The organism is Piscinibacter sp. (assembly GCF_050175855.1).
Lineage (GTDB): Bacteria > Pseudomonadota > Gammaproteobacteria > Burkholderiales > Burkholderiaceae_C > Piscinibacter.
Genome location: NZ_JBFXIO010000062.1, coordinates 1 through 15768, shown reverse-complemented (window position 1 = coordinate 15768; position 15768 = coordinate 1). Strand labels below are relative to the sequence as shown.

General features: G+C 70.8%; 16 protein-coding genes. 9 read left to right on the top strand and 7 right to left on the bottom strand.

The window, feature by feature from the left end; all coding sequences use genetic code 11:
- The 3 genes from AB7U92_RS07220 to rsmA form a co-directional block, all read left to right on the top strand.
- The coding region (locus AB7U92_RS07220; protein ID WP_428575499.1) for an LPS-assembly protein LptD at nt 1–1259 on the top strand (1259 nt) is incomplete at its 5' end.
- Nucleotides 1252–2574, top strand: a complete 1323-nt coding sequence (locus AB7U92_RS07215) for a peptidylprolyl isomerase (RefSeq protein ID WP_428575498.1) — start codon at nt 1252–1254, stop codon at nt 2572–2574. The genes AB7U92_RS07220 and AB7U92_RS07215, both read left to right, overlap by 8 nt.
- A gap of 1 nt (nt 2575) precedes the next feature.
- A complete protein-coding gene (gene rsmA / locus AB7U92_RS07210; RefSeq protein ID WP_428575497.1) occupies nt 2576–3343 on the top strand; it encodes a 16S rRNA (adenine(1518)-N(6)/adenine(1519)-N(6))-dimethyltransferase RsmA in 768 nt (255 codons plus the stop codon).
- Nucleotides 3344–3396: 53 nt separating this feature from the next.
- Here rsmA and AB7U92_RS07205 read toward each other — a convergent pair whose 3' ends face one another.
- From AB7U92_RS07205 to AB7U92_RS07190, 4 genes are all read right to left on the bottom strand, one after another.
- Nucleotides 3397–3582, bottom strand: coding sequence for a hypothetical protein (locus AB7U92_RS07205; protein WP_428575496.1), 186 nt, complete (start codon nt 3580–3582; stop codon nt 3397–3399).
- Nucleotides 3561–3956, bottom strand: a complete 396-nt coding sequence (locus AB7U92_RS07200) for a barstar family protein (RefSeq protein ID WP_428575495.1) — start codon at nt 3954–3956, stop codon at nt 3561–3563. The genes AB7U92_RS07205 and AB7U92_RS07200 overlap by 22 nt, the downstream gene beginning before the upstream one ends.
- 38 nt (nt 3957–3994) lie before the next feature.
- Entirely contained in the window at nt 3995–4327 is a 333-nt protein-coding gene (locus AB7U92_RS07195; protein WP_428575501.1) for a ribonuclease domain-containing protein, read from the bottom strand.
- Nucleotides 4328–4680: 353 nt separating this feature from the next.
- Nucleotides 4681–6999: an NADP-dependent malic enzyme gene (locus AB7U92_RS07190; RefSeq protein ID WP_428575494.1), complete on the bottom strand. Its 2319-nt coding sequence runs from the start codon at nt 6997–6999 to the stop codon at nt 4681–4683.
- Between the two features lie 162 nt (nt 7000–7161).
- Here AB7U92_RS07190 and AB7U92_RS07185 point away from each other — a divergent pair, with 162 nt between their 5' ends.
- From AB7U92_RS07185 to AB7U92_RS07160, 6 genes are all read left to right on the top strand, one after another.
- Complete coding sequence (locus AB7U92_RS07185) at nt 7162–9237, top strand: sensor histidine kinase (protein ID WP_428575493.1); 2076 nt, start codon at nt 7162–7164, stop codon at nt 9235–9237.
- Complete coding sequence (locus tag AB7U92_RS07180; protein ID WP_428575492.1) at nt 9234–9887, top strand: response regulator transcription factor; 654 nt, start codon at nt 9234–9236, stop codon at nt 9885–9887. Before AB7U92_RS07185 ends, AB7U92_RS07180 begins: the two co-directional genes overlap by 4 nt.
- A 104-nt stretch (nt 9888–9991) precedes the next feature.
- Nucleotides 9992–10951, top strand: a complete 960-nt coding sequence (thiL, locus tag AB7U92_RS07175) for a thiamine-phosphate kinase (protein ID WP_428575491.1) — start codon at nt 9992–9994, stop codon at nt 10949–10951.
- A gap of 4 nt (nt 10952–10955) precedes the next feature.
- Entirely contained in the window at nt 10956–11507 is a 552-nt protein-coding gene (locus tag AB7U92_RS07170; RefSeq protein WP_428575490.1) for a phosphatidylglycerophosphatase A family protein, read from the top strand.
- The gene (locus AB7U92_RS07165) at nt 11498–11992 is read left to right on the top strand and encodes a CinA family protein (protein WP_428575500.1); all 495 of its coding nucleotides are present in this window, start codon (nt 11498–11500) and stop codon (nt 11990–11992) included. Before AB7U92_RS07170 ends, AB7U92_RS07165 begins: the two co-directional genes overlap by 10 nt.
- Nucleotides 11989–12882, top strand: coding sequence for a 2-hydroxyacid dehydrogenase (locus AB7U92_RS07160; protein ID WP_428575489.1), 894 nt, complete (start codon nt 11989–11991; stop codon nt 12880–12882). Before AB7U92_RS07165 ends, AB7U92_RS07160 begins: the two co-directional genes overlap by 4 nt.
- 17 nt (nt 12883–12899) lie before the next feature.
- On the opposite strand, the gene holA is transcribed toward AB7U92_RS07160, so the two are convergent.
- From holA to AB7U92_RS07145, 3 genes are all read right to left on the bottom strand, one after another.
- Nucleotides 12900–14000 (bottom strand): DNA polymerase III subunit delta, encoded by a 1101-nt coding sequence (gene holA / locus AB7U92_RS07155; RefSeq protein WP_428575488.1) that lies wholly within the window; start codon nt 13998–14000, stop codon nt 12900–12902.
- 10 nt (nt 14001–14010) lie between these two features.
- Nucleotides 14011–14502 (bottom strand): LPS assembly lipoprotein LptE, encoded by a 492-nt coding sequence (gene lptE / locus AB7U92_RS07150; RefSeq protein WP_428575487.1) that lies wholly within the window; start codon nt 14500–14502, stop codon nt 14011–14013.
- A partial coding sequence (locus AB7U92_RS07145; RefSeq protein ID WP_428575486.1) for a class I tRNA ligase family protein occupies nt 14499–15768 on the bottom strand: 1270 nt, incomplete at its 5' end. The genes AB7U92_RS07145 and lptE, both read right to left, overlap by 4 nt.

The window sequence follows — 15768 nt, the reverse complement described above, 5'->3', positions numbered from 1 at the left end:
ACGCCAGCCGCATCGAGTCGCCCTACGACCGCGCACCGCAGGTCGGCGTGCGCGGCCTGCAGCGCTTCGGCGGCTTCGAATTCGCGCTGGAGACCGAGCTCAACCGCTTCACCGAGCCCGACAACGGTCGTGCCGACCTGCTCGCCGAGGCGCGCCCCACCGGGCTGCGCTGGCATGCGCTGGGCAGCATCGCCCGGCCGTTCGGCTCGCCGGGCTGGACGGTGACACCGCGCGCCTCGTTCAACGCGGCTGCCTATTCGCTCGACGAGCCGCTCGGTGGCCGGCGCGGCCTGTCGCGCGTGATCCCGACCCTGAGCGTCGACAGCCACTGGCAGCTCGAGCGCGACGCCAGCTGGTTCGGCCGCGACGTGCGCCAGACGCTGGAGCCGCGGCTGATGGTGGTGAGCACACCTTACCGAGCGCAGGATGCCCGGCTGGCCTTCGACACCGCGCCGCGCGACTTCAACTTCGAATCGCTGTACGCCGAGAACGCCTTCTCCGGCGTCGACCGGGTCTCCGACGCACAGCAGCTCACCGCCGGCGTGACCACGCGGTTCCTCGATCCGGCCAGCGGCGCCGAGGCGCTGCGGCTCGGCGTGGCTCAGCGCTACCTGTTCCGCGATCAGCGCATCACCACCGACTGCACGGCACCGATCGACCCACTGCTTCCGCCCGAATGCACGCCGCTGACTCAGCGTTTCTCCGACCTGCTCCTGTTCGGCTCGACGACGATCTCGCGGCGCTGGACCTTCGACGGCTCGCTGCAGTACAGCCCTGACCTCAAGCGCACGGTGCGCTCGATCCTCGGCGCGCGATACTCGCCCGGGCCCTATCGCACCTTCGGGCTGACCTACCGCCTGGCGCGCGGCCTGTCCGAGCAGGTCGAGCTGGGCTGGCAGTGGCCGATCTACGGCCGCACGCCGCTCGAAGCGGCTGCCGGGGGCAGCGCTGGCGGCGCCGACTGCAAGGGCAGCTGGTACAGCGTCGGCCGCGTCAACTACAGCATGCGAGACAGCCGCATCACCGACTCGGTGCTCGGCTTCGAGTACGACGCGGGCTGCTGGATCGGCCGCGTGGTGGCCGAGCGGCTGTCCACCGGCCGCAGCGAAGCGACCACCCGGCTGCTGTTGCAGCTCGAGCTCGTCGGCCTGTCACGGCTGGGTTCCAACCCGCTGCAGGTCTTGAAGGACAATATCCCTGGCTACCGGCTGCTGCGCGACGAGCGCGGCACGCCTGCCGTGACCACCTCTTATGACTGATGCCCTGTTCGCCCTGCGGCCCGCGCTGCTGGCCCTGCTGATCGCCGCCGCGGTGCCCGCCGCGCAGGCGCAGACCCGATCGACCCCGGTGCGCACCGGCGACTACATCGTCGCCGTGGTCAACCAGGAGCTGGTGACGGCCTCCGAGCTGCAGACGCGCATCAACCGGGTGCGCGAAGACGCGGCGAGGCAGCGCGCCTCGCTGCCGCCCGATGACCAGCTGCGCCGCGAGGTGCTCGACGTGCTGATCGACGAGCGCGTTCAGCTCACCCATGCGCGCGACAGCGGCACCCGCATCGACGACGCCGAGCTCGACCGCGCCGTCAACAACGTGGCGGTGCAGAACCAGATCACCATGGCCCAGCTGCGCGAGCGGCTGCGCCGCGAGGGCATCGACTACGCGCGCTTCCGCAACAACGTGCGCGACCAGCTGCTCACCGAGCGAGTGCGCGAGCGCGAGGTGCAGTCGCGCATCCGCGTCACCGACGCCGAGATCGATGCCCTGCTCGACCAGCGCCGCGCCGCGGCCAGCGCCAACGCCGAGTACAACATCGCGCAGATCCTCGTCACCGTGCCGGAGGGCGCGAGTGCCGAGGAGATCGCCCGCCGCCGCGAGCGCGCCGAGAGCGCGAAGAAGCGGGTCGCCGCCGGCGAGGCCTTCGAGGCCGTGGCGCGCGAGATCTCGGAGGATCCCAATCGCGCCGCCGGTGGCGTGCTCGGCATGCGCAGTGCCGATCGTCTGCCCGACGTCTTCGTCGAGGTGGTGAAGAAGCTCGGCAGCGGCGAGGTCGCACCCGAGCTGCTGCGCACCGGCGCCGGCTTCCACCTGCTCAAGCTGGTCGACAAGCGCGAAGGCGATGCCTTCCGCATCACCCAGACGCGGGCTCGCCACATCCTGCTGCGCCCGTCGGCGCAGCTGTCGGCCGAGGCGGCGCAACGGCGCCTGGCCGGCTTCCGCGAGCAGATCGAGAGCGGCCGCGCCACCTTCGAGGCGCTGGCCCGCGAGAACTCCGAGGACGGCAGCGCCGCCGCCGGCGGTGACCTCGGCTGGACCAGCCCCGGAACCTTCGTGCCCGAGTTCGAGGAAGCGATGAACCGCCTGGCGATCAACGGTCTGTCCGAGCCCGTCGTCTCGCGATTCGGCGTGCACCTGATCCAGGTGACCGAGCGCCGCAACGTCACGCTCGACATCAAGCAGCAGCGCGAGCAGGCGCGCAACGTGCTGCGCGAGCGCAAGTTCGACGAGGCCTACGAGGAGTGGCTGCGCGAGCTGCGCGCGCGGGCCTACATCGAGCTGCGCGAGGCGCCGCTGTAGCGTGGGCCACATCGCCCGCAAGCGCTTCGGGCAGCACTTCCTGACCGACAGCGCGGTGATCGACGCGATCGTCGCGGCGATCGATCCGCGGCCCGGGCAGGCGCTGGTCGAGATCGGCCCCGGGCTGGGCGCGATGACGGGCCCGCTGCTCGCGCGCTGCGAGCGCCTGACGGTCATCGAGCTCGATCGCGATCTGGCCGCGAGGTTGCGGCGCGACAGCCGGCTGGAGGTGATCGAGGCCGACGTGCTCAGCGTGGACTTCGCCGCCATCGCCGAACGCGCCGGCCAGAAGTTGCGCGTGGTCGGCAATCTGCCCTACAACATCTCCACGCCCATCCTCTTCCACCTGCTGGCCGTGGCCGACCGGGTGGCCGACCAGACCTTCATGCTGCAGAAGGAGGTCGTCGAGCGCATGGCCGCCAGCCCCGGCAGCAAGGACTACGGCCGGCTGAGCGTGATGCTGCAGTGGCGCTACGACATCGAGTCGTTGCTGGACGTGCCGCCGGAGGCCTTCGAGCCGCCGCCGCGCGTCGATTCGGCGGTGGTGCGCATGCAGCCACTGCCCGGCACCTCGCAGGTCGATGCGGCGCTGCTCGGTGAGCTGGTGACGGTGGCGTTCTCGCAGCGGCGCAAGCTGCTGCGACACACGCTGGGCCGCTGGCTGGCATTGCGCGAGGCGCAGGCCGATTTTGACCTGCAGCGCCGCGCCGAGGAGGTGCCGGTGGCCGAGTACCTCGCGCTGGCGCGGCGCCTCGCCACGCCGAAATGACGACGGCGGCCCGCAGGCCGCCGTCGAGAACTTCGTCGAAGATCAGCGCGACATCACGCGGCGTTCAGCCACATCGCGGTGTCGAAGGCGCTGCTCATCATCGGCATGTTCATGCCGAAGCTGGCATTGGCCGCGCTCTTGGCGGCCGGCTTGCCGGCGGCGACGTTCTGGGTCGTTTCCGTCGCCCGCTCCCATGACCCTTGTTCCTGGGAGCGGGCTACTGAAAAGAATAGAAGCACCTGAAGGGTATTCGTCGTTCCCCCCAGTAGTCGGCGGCGTCGCGGAACACATCGAGCAGCTGCTCGCGCGCCTCGCGGTCGAAGCGCGGGTTGTCCGGCAGCTGCTCCAGCACCACCACGAAGCCCGGCTGCGTGCCGGCCTTGTGCACCAGGTCGGTCATGCAGTCGTACAGCGCGTCGAGGTTCTTGCCGAAGTGGGCAGGAAACATGAACGCCTGCGCGATGGTTTCCAGCACTTCCTGCTTGGATTGCGCGGCAGACAGGTTGGCGTAGAGGAAATGCTGGCCGGCGCCTTCGGCGGCCGCCATCAAGTCCTCCACGCGGTAAGCGCGGATGGCCTGGACAATGTTCGGACGGACGGTCTGCAAGAGCATGGTCGCGTTCCTCCTCGTTTTACAGATCCTGTGGCCGATCACTCCACGATGCGGCGGAAGCTCGCGTAGTGGTCGGCGGTGTAGTAGCAGGCTTCAGGGGCGGTGGGCTGCTTCCCGCCGCAGACGATCCGCCGGGCGCCCCGATTCCGCGCGCCCGGTGTCTTGACGGTGTATTCGCGATAGAAGCCGCGCGTTTGCAGCGGCAGCAGTCGTTCGCGGTTGCCGAACACCGAGCCATCCTTCGAGTACGGAAACGGCCCGCCGGACAGGATCAACCGGTGTGTCTTCACGGCCTCGGGCGGCAGTTCGGCCAGTGCCACCACGGGCATCGGAACCGACTCCCTGGCCTGTGCCGCTCCGTTCGGAAGCATTGCACCGGCCAAGCCTGCCGCCGCCACCACGACCGCCAGCCCCGTTTGACGAAGCCCACGCCACCGCAGTGACAGACCGGAGGAAGACACGGGTAATCCCTGAATCCAGAAGCCGGAATGGTACCGAAATGGGCGGGAAATCTCAAGCTGCTGCCTCATAATGGGGCAACAAGACATGACATGGAGCGTGCGCTATCTAACCTCTAAGTCATTGATCAATTGCGATTTTTCTGGCGACTTGGCGCGAGATCGGGTGCGGTGAACTGCTTTCGCGCTGCAGCAAAGCCCCCGCGCCGGCAGGGTGCTGCCTGGGGGCCACTGGACATTCAAGCGAACTGCATGTCCGTGCGATGTCACCGAGCGGCGTTGGCATCGGCCACCGTCAGCGCGGTCATGTTCACGATCCGCCGGACCGTGGCCGACGGCGTGAGCACGTGCACCGGCTTGGCGGCGCCGAGCAGTACCGGGCCGATGGCGATGCCGCCGCCGGCGGCGGTCTTGAGCAGGTTGTAGGAGATGTTGGCGGCGTCGATGTTGGGCAGCACCAGCAGGTTAGCGTCGCCCTTGAGGGTGCTGTTGGGCATGAGGCCGTGGCGCAGGGCGCCGTCCAGCGCCACGTCGCCGTGCATCTCGCCGTCGACCTGGAGCCACGGCGCCTGCTCACGCAGCAGGGCCAGCGTGTGGCGCATCTTCACCGCGCTGGCATGGTCGCTGCTGCCGAAGTTCGAGTGCGACAGCAGGGCCGCCTTCGGCTCGACGCCGAAGCGCAGCATCTCCTCGGCCGCCATCACGGTGATCTCGGCGAGCTCTTCCGCGGTCGGGTCGGCGTTGACGTGGGTGTCGACCAGGAACACCTGCCGACCCGGCAGCATCAGCCCGTTCATGCAGGCATAGACGCGCACGTCCTGCGCCGTGCTCGGGCTGCCGCCGTGGCGCTTGCCGATCACCTGGTCGATGTAGTGCAGGTGCGAGGCGGTGGTGCCCCAGGTGCCGCACAGCATGCCGTCGACCTCGCCCTTGTGCAGCAGCATCGAGCCGATCAGCGTCAGTCGCCGGCGCATCTCGATCTTGGCCACCTGCACCGTCACGCCCTTGCGCTCGGTCATCTGGTGGTACGTCTGCCAGAAGTCGCGGTAGCGATGATCCTGCTCGACGTTGACGACGTCGTAGTCCACGCCTTCCTTCAGGCGCAGGCCGAAGCGCTCGACGCGCTGCGCGATCACCGCCGGCCGGCCGATCAGCGTCGGCCGCGCCAGGCTCTCGTCGACCACGACCTGCACCGCGCGCAGCACGCGCTCGTCCTCGCCTTCGGCGTAGGCCACGCGCTTGGCGGCGGCGCGCTTGGCCAGCGCGAAGATCGGCTTCATCGTCTGTCCCGAGGCGTAGACGAAGGTGTGCAGCTTCTCGCGGTAGGCGTCGTAGTCCTTGACGGGCCGCTGCGCGACGCCGGAATCGGCCGCCGCCTTGGCCACCGCCGGCGCGATCTTCATCATCAGCCGCGGGTCGAAGGGCTTGGGGATGAGGTACTCGGGGCCGAAGCTCAGCGTCGCGCCGGCATAGGCCGCGGCCACCACTTCGCTCTGCTCGGCCTGGGCGAGCTCGGCGATGGCGTGCACCGCGGCGATCTCCATCTCCACCGTCACCGTCGTCGCGCCGCAGTCGAGTGCGCCGCGGAAGATGTACGGGAAGCACAGCACGTTGTTGACCTGGTTCGGGTAGTCGGTGCGGCCGGTGGCCATGATCGCGTCGTCGCGCACCGATTTCACCTCCTCGGGCATGATCTCCGGCGTCGGGTTGGCGAGCGCGAAGATCACGGGGCTCTTGGCCATCTTCGCGACCATCTCCTTCTTCAGCACGCCGCCGGCCGACAGGCCGAGGAAGATGTCCGCGCCCTCGATGGCCTCGGCCAGCGTGCGCTGCGAGGTCTTCTGAGCGAACTGGGCCTTGTCCTCGTCCATCAGCTCGGTGCGGCCTTCGTAGACCACGCCGGCCAGGTCGGTCACCCAGATGTTCTCGCGCGGCAGGCCGAGCTTGACCAGCAGGCCGAGGCAGGCCAGCGCGGCGGCGCCGGCGCCGGAGGACACCAGCTTGACCTTCTTGATGTTCTTGCCGGCCACCTTCAGCGCGTTGAGCATGGCCGCGCCGACGACGATGGCGGTGCCGTGCTGGTCGTCGTGGAAGACCGGGATCTTCATGCGCTCGCGCAGCTTGCGCTCGACGTAGAAGCAGTCCGGCGCCTTGATGTCCTCGAGGTTGATGCCGCCGAAGGTGGGTTCGAGTGCGGCGATGATGTCGACCAGCTTGTCGAGGTTCTTCTCGTTGACCTCGATGTCGAAGACGTCGATGCCGGCGAACTTCTTGAACAGCACCCCCTTGCCTTCCATCACCGGTTTGGCCGCCAGCGGGCCGATGTCGCCCAGGCCGAGCACGGCGGTGCCGTTGGTGATCACCGCGACCAGGTTGCCGCGCGAGGTGTAGCGGAACGCGTTGGCCGGGTCGGCCACGATCTCCTCGCAGGCCGCCGCCACGCCGGGCGAGTAGGCCAGGGCGAGGTCGCGCTGGTTGACGAGCTGCTTGGTCGCGGCGATGGCCACCTTGCCCGGCGTCGGGAACTCGTGGTACTCGAGGGCGGCTCGGCGCAGCTGGGCGCGCTTGTCTTCAGCGTTGGTCATGGCGGATCTCGGGGATGATCTCGGTGCGGCCCCGCGGCGCGGGGGGAACGGATTGTAGGAGGGGGGTGCGTGCCCGGCTGCGCAGTGTGGATCGATGTTCGGCATGGACCCATGCGCGAAAGTGCGTATCTCTTTTGACCCGGCGGAATGAATACTGAGGCCATGAACGAGCCCCTGCCCGCCGCCCCGGCGCGACCGCGCAGCCGCCGGCCGGCGCTGTGGGGTGCGCTGGTGGCGCTGCTGGTGGTGGCGCAGTCGCTGCTCGTCTACCTGACCGCCAACTACGAGAAGGTGCGCGCGCAGGAGCAGGTCGAGGCCGCCGCCACGGCCGCCGCCGCCGACGTGCGCCAGGCGCTGTCGCGCCAGGTGCAGAGCCTGCAGGCCCTGCAATGGAACGACCCCGCGGCCGCACAGTGGCGCGCCGAGGCGGCCACGCTGCTGCATGCGCGGCGCGAGCTGATGCGCGTGGAGCGGCGCGACGAGGCGATGCGCGTCAGCGAGGCCGTCGACTCGCCCTACCAGGGCTCGGTGTTCGGCCAGATCGGCCGCGAGGCGATGGAGCTGGAGACGCAGATCGCCTGCGCGGCCGCGCTGCGCCTGGCGGCGCCGGCATTCTCGCGCAGCTACTTCGTGCCGCTGGGCGACGGCCTCGGTCTGGAGGTGATGGACCTGTGCATTCCGCTGCAGCGCGCCGGCCGGCCCGATGGCGCGCTGACGGCCACGCTGGCGCTCGGCCGTCTGCTCGAAGAGGCGGTGGGCGCCGAGATGGCACGGAACCACGAACTCTCGTTCGTCGAGGGCGACGGCACGCGGCTGGCGCGTGCCGGCGTTCGCCGCGGTGGCGGCGTTTTCGTCGCCGAGCGCATCGTCGACCTGCCCGGGCTGTCGCTGCAGCTGCGCGTCGACAGCACGCGCGGCACGCCCAGCCTGATCCCCAACCTCGCCGTCGCGCTGGTGCTCGGCCTGTCGCTGGCGCTGGCGGTGGTGGTGGGCCTGCTCGTGCGCGACGTGCGGCGCCGCGCCGCGGCCGAGGCGCGGCTGGCCGAGGCGCTGTCGTTCCGCAAGGCGATGGAGGATTCGCTGGTCATCGGGCTGCGCGCGCGCGACCTCGACGGGCGCATCACGCACGTGAACCCGGCGTTCTGCGAGATGGTCGGCTTCAGCGAGCAGGAGCTGATGGGGCCGAGCACGCCGCCGTACTGGCCGCCGGAGCTGGCCGCCGAGTACGCACGGCGCCAGAGCGTGCGCCTGGGCGGCCTGCCGATGCAGCCGGGGCGCAGCGCACAGGAGGCGCGCGCCGGCTTCGAGACGATCTTCATGCGCCGCAACGGCGAGCGCTTCCCAGTGCTGATCTTCGAGGCGCCGCTGGTCGACGGCCAGGGCCGCCACACCGGCTGGATGAGCAGCGTGCTCGACGTCAGTGCGCAGCGGCGCGTCGAGGAGCTGTCGCGCCAGCAGCAGGAGCGGCTGCAGGCCACCGCGCGGCTGGCCACGGTCGGCGAGATGGCCTCGCTGCTCAGCCACGAGTTGAACCAGCCGCTGGCGGCGATCGCCAGCTACGCCGCCGGCTCGCTCAACCTGCTCGAGGTGGGCACGCAGGCCGACGACGAGACGCTGGGCATGCTGCGCCAGGCCGCGCAGCGCATCGCCGAGCAGGCCGAGCGCGCCGGCCGGGTGATCAAGAGCGTGCACGACTTCGTGCGCCGTCGCGAGCAGGCGCGCGAGGCGGTGCGCGCCGACGTGCTTTTCGAGTCGGTGATGCCGCTGGTCAGGCTGCAGGCGCGCAAGAGCGGCACGCGCATCGAGGTCGATCTGCCCGACCCCCCGCCGCGCGTGGTCTGCGACCGCACGATGGTCGAGCAGGTGCTGCTCAACCTCACGCGCAACGGCATCCAGGCGATGGAGACGGCCGCCGAGCCCGCGCAGCGGGTGCTGACGCTGAAGGCCCAGCAGACCCATCCGCGCTGGGTGAGCTTCAGCGTGATCGACCGCGGCCCCGGCATCGCGCCCGAGGTCGCGGCCCGGCTGTTCACGCCCTTCTTCACCACGCGCAGCGAGGGCATGGGGCTGGGCCTGAGCCTGTGCCGCACGGTGATCGAGCAGCACGGCGGTGCGCTGGATTTCATCAACCTCGCCGGCAGCGGCGCTGGCGCGGGAACCGAATTTCGGTTTACCCTGCCGGCCGAAGTCGAACGGCCGGCCCGGCCGGCCGACCGTGCCGTCGAAACCTCCGGATGAACACGCCCGCGTCACTCGGCCTGCCGATCGTCTACCTCGTCGACGACGAGGACGTCGTGCGCGATGCCCTCGGCTGGCTGCTGCGCTCGCGGCGGCTGCTGTCCGAAGGCTTCGCCAGCGCCGAGGCCTTCGAGGCCATGCTCGCCGCCAAGTCGCCCGCGGCGATGGCCGAGTGGCCGCTGGCGCCGAGCTGCCTGCTGCTGGACGTGCGCATGCCCGGCATGAGTGGGCTGTCGCTGTTCGACAGGCTGGTCGAGCGCGGGCTGATCGAGGCCCTGCCGGTGATCTTCCTCACCGGCCATGGCGACGTGCCCACCGCCGTGGCGGCGGTCAAGCGCGGCGCCTTCGACTTCGTCGAGAAGCCCTTCTCCGACAACGCGCTGGTCGATCGCATCGAGCAGGCGCTGGGGCGCAGCGAGGCGGCCATCCGCGCGCGGCTGGCGCGCGAGTCGGTGCGCAAGCGGCTGGCCGAGCTGACCGACCGCGAGCGCGACGTGATGCGACTGGTGATCGAGGGCCGGCCGAACAAGCTGATCGCCGACGCGCTGGACATCAGCGTGCGCACCGTCGAGGTCCACCGCGCGCGCGTGTTCGAGAAGATGGACGTGCGTTCGGCCGTCGAGCTCGCCAACCTGCTCCGCGAAGAGTGAATGTTCGCCCACGGCCTCGGAGTACCGAGGCCGCCCCCCGAGGGGGCACCCGACCGGCTTGGGGCGGCCCGGCGCTCGGTCGGGCCTGCAGCGACAATTCGTCCATGTCCCTCGGCGAATTCGACCTCATCGCCCGCTACTTCACCCGCCCGGTGCGCCGTGCCGCGCTGGGCATCGGCGACGACTGCGCGCTGCTCGCGCCCGGCGCCGGCATGCAGCTGGCCGTCTCCAGCGACATGCTGGTGGAAGGACGCCACTTCCTGTCGACCGTCGTGCCCGAGCGCCTCGGCCACAAGGCGCTGGCCGTCAACCTGAGCGACCTGGCAGCCTGCGGCGCGAGGCCGCTGGGCTTCACGCTGGCGCTGGCGCTGCCGCGTGCCGACGAAGTGTTCCTCGAAGGCTTCGCCCGCGGCCTGTTCGCGCTGGCCGACGCGCACGGCATCGAGCTCGTCGGCGGCGACACCACGCAGGGGCCGCTGAACATCTGCATCACCGCGATGGGCGAGGTGCCCGTGGGCGGCGCACTGCTGCGCTCGGGCGCGCAGCCGGGCGACGACCTTTACGTGAGCGGCACGGTCGGCGATGCGCGGCTGGCGCTGGAGGTGTTCCGCGGCACGCAGCAGCTCGCCGGCCACGACTTCGAGCGGGTGCGCGAGGCGATGGAGCGGCCGCAGCCGCGCGTTGCGCTCGGCCTGGCGCTGCGCGGCATCGCCAGCAGCGCGATCGACGTCTCCGACGGCCTGCTCGGCGACCTCGGCCACATCCTGCGCCGCTCCGGCGTGGCCGCGGTGGTGGAGGTCGATGCGGTGCCGCGCAGCGCGGTGCTCGGCGCGCAGCCGCTCGCGCTGCAGCGCACCTGCACGCTGGCCGGCGGCGATGACTACGAGCTGCTCTTCACCGCACCGGGCCCCGCGGCCGATCGCGTCCACGGGGCGGCGCGCGAGGCCGGCATCGCCGTCACCCGCATCGGCCGCATCGAGGCCGGGCAGGACCTGCGCCTCGTCGACGGCGAAGGCCGCCAGGTGACGCACACCTTCGGCTCGTTCGACCACTTCAAGGCCTGAGCCGATGAGCGACACGCCGCCACTGCACCCGCCGCTGTCGGTGCCCGTGCGCCGGGTGACCTGGCGCTTCATGTTCGGCCACCCGGCGCGGCCGATCGCGCTGGGCTTCGGCGCCGGCCTGGCGCCCTGGGCGCCGGGCACCATCGGCACGCTGTGGGCCTGGGCGGCCTACCTGATCCTGCGCCCCGGGCTGAGCGATGCGCAGTGGGCAGGCGTGATGCTGTTCGCCTTCCTCGCCGGCTGGTGGGCCTGCACGGCCACCGCACGCCACATGGGTACGGCGGATCCCGGCGCCATCGTCTGGGACGAGGTGATCGCCTTCTGGCTGGTGCTGTGGCTGGTGATGCCCACCGGCCTGATGGGCCAGGCCGTGGCCTTCGCGCTGTTCCGCTTCTTCGACGCCGCCAAGCCCGGGCCGGTGGCCTGGGCCGACAAGCTGTTCAAGATCCGCCGCAGCCAGGGCATCGGCTGGGCGCAGGGCTTCGGCATCCTGTTCGACGACCTGGTGGCGGCGCTGTGCACGCTGCTGGTCATCGCGCTGTGGAGGTGGTGGTGAAGACCTTCGAGGCCGACGTGCTGGCCCTGGGTGATGCGCTGCGCGCGCGCGGCGAGAAGCTGGTGGCTGCCGAGTCCTGCACCGGTGGGCTGATCGCCGCGGCCTGCACTTCGGTGGCGGGGTCGAGCGACTGGTTCGAGCGCGGCTTCGTGACCTACTCCAACGAGGCCAAGAACGAATGCCTCGGCGTGCCGGCCACGACCCTGCAACGCCACGGCGCGGTGAGCGAGCCGGTGGCGCGCGCGATGGCCGAAGGCGCGCTGAAGGTGTCGTATGCACGGTGGTCGGTGGCCGTCACCGGCATCGCCGGGCCGGGCGGCGCCGTGCCGGGCAAGCCGGTGGGCACGGTGTGGCTGTCCATCGCCCACGCGGGCGAGGTGCTGCTGGCCGAGCGGCTGCAGTTCGACGGCGACCGCACGTCGGTGCGCGAGCAGACCGTGCGCCGGGCCCTGCAGCAGCTGCGTGCGGCCCTGGAGGCCGCATGAGCGTCTACCTGACCGGCCGCTTCGACGCTGGCGAGCGCGACGAGTGGCTCGCCTTGCTGCGCGCCGAACTGCCGGGCGAGACCATCGTCGTCGACCGTGGGGACGCGGCCGGGGCCGACATCGCCATCGTCGCCAACCCGCCCTCCGGCGCCTTGCAGGGCCTGCCTCGGCTGAAGCTGATCCAGTCGCTGTGGGCCGGCGTCGAGAAGCTGCTGGCCGACGACAGCATTCCGGCCGAGCTGCCGATCGCCCGCATGGTCGACCCAGCGATGAACGAGGCCATGGCCGAAACGGCGCTGTGGGCGGTGCTGGCGCTGCAGCGCGACTTCTTCGACTACCAGCGGCAGCAGGCGCTCGCGCACTGGCAGCCGCATCCGCAGCGCCGCGCCGACGAGTTCCCGGTGCTGGTGCTCGGCCGCGGCCAGATGGGCTCGGCGGTGGCGCGTCGGCTCGCGGCCAACGGCTTTCCGGTGAGCAGCTGGGGCTCGCGCGACGGCGTGCTGCTGCCGCGCCTGTCCGGCGCCGCGGTGGTGATCAACCTGCTGCCGCTGACGCCCGCCACGCGCGGCCTCTTCAACGCCACCACGCTGGCGGCGATGCGCGCCGGAGCGAGCCTGGTCAACCTGGCCCGCGGTGGCCACGTGGTCGATGCCGACCTGCTGGCTGCGCTCGATGCCGGGCATGTGCGCCATGCGGTGCTCGACGTCTTCCACGAAGAACCGCTGCCGGCGCAGCATCGCTACTGGTCGCATCCGCGGGTCACGGTGCTGCCGCACGTCGCCGCGGCGACCGACGCGCGCAGCGCCGCGGCGGTGGTGGCGGCCAACGTGAGGCGCTTCCGCGCCGGCCAGCCCGTCGAGCACCTCGTCGACCGCGGCCGCGGCTACTGAGCGACGATCGAGCGACTTCAGGCGCGCAGCGCCAGCCGCGTGGTCACGCTGCGTGACTTCGCGCCGGCCGGCGCGCTGCTCGACAGCTGCTCGATCAGCATCAGCACCAGGCGGCGCAGCGCCTCCCAGGCGTCGAGCGGCCAGTCGGGATGGCGCAGGCCCTTGACCAGGCCGTCGCAGACCTGCGCGGCCTCGAGCAGCGCGGCGATGCCGTTGTCGGTGAGCAGCGGCACGGCGCGCTCGAACAGGCGCTCCTTGACGCCCCAGACGCGGTTCTCGCGCAGCGCCATCGGCAGCGGCTTGCCGCCTTGCACCGCGTCGCGCACGCGCTTGAGCGCACGGATGTCCTCGGCCAGCGTCCAGTGCACCAGCACGGCGGCCTCGCCCTCGGCCTGCAGGCCTTCGAGCATGCGCAGCGCGCGCGCCACCTGGCCAGCCAGTACGGCCTCACCGAGCTTGAAGACGTCGTAGCGGGCGACGTTGAGCACCGCGGCCTCGGTCTGCTCGAAGCTCAGCTCGCCGGCCGGGTAGAGCAGGCCGAGCTTCTGGATCTCCTGGTGGGCGGCGAGCAGGTTGCCCTCGACGCGGTCGGCGAAGAAGGCCAGCGTGCGCTGGCCTTCCTCGCCGGCCTGCACGCGCTGGCCCTGCTGGCTCAGCCGTTGCGCGATCCACTGCGGCAGCGCCTTGCGCTCGACCGGGTCGACGCGCACGGTGACGCCCGACGCATCCAGGGCGCCGAACCAGGCGCTGTTCTGCTGCGTGCGGTCCAGCCGTGGCAGCTGCACCAGCGTGACGATGTCGTCGCTGAGCTGATCGCAGTAGCGCTGCAGCGCCTCGGAGCCGTCTTTGCCCGGCTTGCCGCCGGGAATGCGGATCTCGATCAGCTGGCGCTCGGCGAACAGGCTCATCGCCTGCGAGGCGCCGAGCAGGCTGCTCCAGTCGAAGTGCGCGCCGCTGACGGTGTGCACCTGCCGCTCGGTACAGCCGGCCGCCCGCGCCGCGGCGCGGATCGCGTCGCCGGCTTCCTGCGCGAGCAGCGGCTCGTCGCCCCACACGGTGTAGAGCGAGCGTACCCCCTTGGCGAGGTGCTGGGCGAGCTGGTCGGCGCGAACCTGCATGGTCGTCGCCTCAGGGGGCCGGCACCGAGGCCAGGCGGCGCATCACCTGGGCGGCGATGTCGTTCTGCATGGCGCGGTACAGCGACTCCTCTTCCAGCTCCTTGGCCAGCGCCGCGCTCTCGCGGTAACTCATGTCGCGCGACAGCATGATCTCGGTGGCCGGGATCAGCTCGCGGCCCTGCGCCGTGCGCAGCCGGAAGCTGAAGCGCGAGCGCAGCTGCAGCTCGCGCACCTCGCCGAAGGCCGTGCTGGCGACCACGCTCTTCTCGCGCCCGTCGGCCAGCGACTCGAGCACTACCTGCGCCTGCAGCGGCGACTCGACCACCAGCGTGCTCGGGCTGGCTGCGATCTGCGTGCGCAGCTCGGCCGCCAGCGGCGACTTCGGCGCGAAGCCGGCCAGCGCGATGGTGCGAAAGCGCAGCTCCGGCGCGCGGCGCAGCTCGAAGCCGCAGCCGGCGAGGGCGGTGGCGCCCAGCGCGCCGAGCGCGAGCCTTCGCCTCATCCGACGACGACGTTGACGAGCCGGCCGGCGATCACGATCACCTTCTTGATGGCGAGGCCCTGCGAGAACTTCTGGAAGTCGGGGCTGGCGATCGCCGCCGCCTCGATGGCCGCCTTGTCGGCATCGGCCGGCACCTGGATCGCGCCGCGCAGCTTGCCATTGACCTGCAGCATCAGCTCGATGCGGTCTTGCACCAGCGCGCCTTCGTCGACCTGCGGCCACGGCGCGTCGAGCAGGTCGCCGTGCTGCTTCGCGTAGCCCAGTTCGCTCCACAGCACCCAGGTGGTGTGCGGGCAGGCCGGGTAGAGCGCGCGCAGCAGGATGCCGAAGCCCTCGCGCAGCACCGCGGGCGCATCGCCCTTGAAGCCCTCGAGCGCGTTGAGCAGCTTCATCGCACCGGAGACCACGGTGTTGTACTGCATGCGCTCGTAGTCGTAGCTCACCTGGCGCAGCACGCTGTGCACCTCGCGGCGCAGCGCCTTGGCAGCGTCGTCGAGCCCCTCGCCGACCGCGCCGGCGGCGCGGATCGCGTCGCCCTGCTTCACGCCGTAGTTCCACAGCCGGCGCAGGAAGCGGTTGGCGCCCTCGACGCCGGCGTCGTTCCACTCCAGCGTCTGCTCCGGCGGCGATGCGAACATCACGAACAGCCGGGCCGTGTCGGCGCCGTAGCGGTCGATCAGTTCCTGCGGGTCGACGCCGTTGTTCTTCGACTTCGACATCGTGCCCACGCCTTCGTAGGTCACCGCCGAGCCGTCGCTCTTGAGCTTCGCGCCGGTGATGCGACCGCCTTCGTCGTAGGTGTTCTCCACCTCGTGCGGCCAGAAGTACTCGATGCCGCCCTTGTCGCCCTTGCGCGAGTAGATGTGGTTGAGCACCATGCCCTGCGTCAGCAGCCGCGTGAACGGCTCGTCGACCTTGACCAGCTTCAGGTCGCGCATCACCTTGGTCCAGAAGCGCGCGTACAGCAGGTGCAGGATGGCGTGCTCGATGCCGCCGATGTACTGGTCCATCGGCATCCAGTACTGCGTGCCGGCGCCGACCATCGCCAGGTCGTTCTTCGGGTCGCAGTAGCGCATGAAGTACCACGAGCTGTCCACGAAGGTGTCCATCGTGTCGGTCTCGCGGCGCGCCGGTTGGCCGCACTTCGGGCAGGCGACCTTCAGGAAGCCCTCGCACTTGTTCAGCGGGTTGCCCGAGCCGTCGGGGATCAGGTCTTCCGGCAGCACCACCGGCAGGTCCTTCTCGGGCACCGGCACCGATCCACAG